Raw genomic sequence first — 942 nt, 5'->3', positions numbered from 1 at the left:
CTCCTAGCCCGGCTCGAAAGCTGGTTGCGTGCCGATCAGAGAGGCTGGCTGTTTAACAACGAACAGGACCAATTCTCGCTTTCGACCGTGTTCGGCTTCGACATGACGCGCGTGCTCGACGATCCCGTCGTGCGCACCGCGGCGCTAATGTACATCTTCCACCGCATCGACGAGCTCCTGACCGGCGATCCCGTCATGATCTTCCTCGACGAGGGCTGGCGGCTCCTCGACGACGAGGTTTTCGCCTTCTTTATCCGTGACAAGCTCAAGACCATTCGCAAACAGAACGGCATTGTCGGCTTCGGCACCCAGTCGGCGGCCGACATCGTGCGCTCCAAGGCCTCCAATACGCTGATCGAGCAGACCAGCACCAACATCTTCTTTCCCAATCCGAAAGCCGACGACGAGAGCTATCGGCAAGCCTTCCGTTTGTCGGGACGCGAAGTCACCTGGATCCGTTCGACCGCGCCCGAGAGCCGGTCCTTTTTGATCAAGCATGGCCGCGACAGCGTCGTCGCGCGTCTCAACCTCGCCGGCATGCCGGACCTGATCAAGGTCCTGTCGGGGCGCACCGAGACGGTCGCCGAACTGGACGCGCTGCGCGCCAAGCTGGGAGACGATCCGGCAGCATGGTTGCCGGTCTTCATGGGGAGGGCGGCGTCATGATCGGACGCATGGTTCTGGTTGCGGGCCTTATCGTTGGGGGCGCGGTCCCGGCGCTGGCCGACATTCCGGTGAATGACGCCGCTCAATTGACGCAGAAATCGCTGACCGCGGGCACGACCGTCAAATTGGTGCCGGTGACAACGCAGCGGCAGGATGCGAACAACGGCGTTCATTGCGCGGTCACGACCGGCAAGAAAGCCAGCGTGACCAACCCGACGGTGCAGCCGCAGAGCGGAGCCGGCGCGCAGGCCATCCAATCTTATGCCCCGGATCAGC

General features: G+C 62.7%; 1 protein-coding gene and 1 pseudogene. Both read left to right on the top strand.

Translation table 11 applies throughout. From position 1 onward, the window contains the following. Positions 1-666 (top strand): annotated as a pseudogene (locus tag NS334_RS17300) (VirB4 family type IV secretion/conjugal transfer ATPase); the annotation flags it as partial. Next, positions 663-942, top strand: a 280-nt coding sequence (locus tag NS334_RS17295; protein WP_206542742.1) for a hypothetical protein, incomplete at its 3' end; no start/stop codon positions are given. The pseudogene NS334_RS17300 and the gene NS334_RS17295, both read left to right, overlap by 4 nt.

Source organism: Sphingomonas endophytica, assembly GCF_001476895.1.
Lineage (GTDB): Bacteria > Pseudomonadota > Alphaproteobacteria > Sphingomonadales > Sphingomonadaceae > Sphingomonas > Sphingomonas endophytica_A.
Note: the sequence above shows the minus strand (reverse complement) of the source record. Positions and strands in the feature narration are given on the sequence as shown.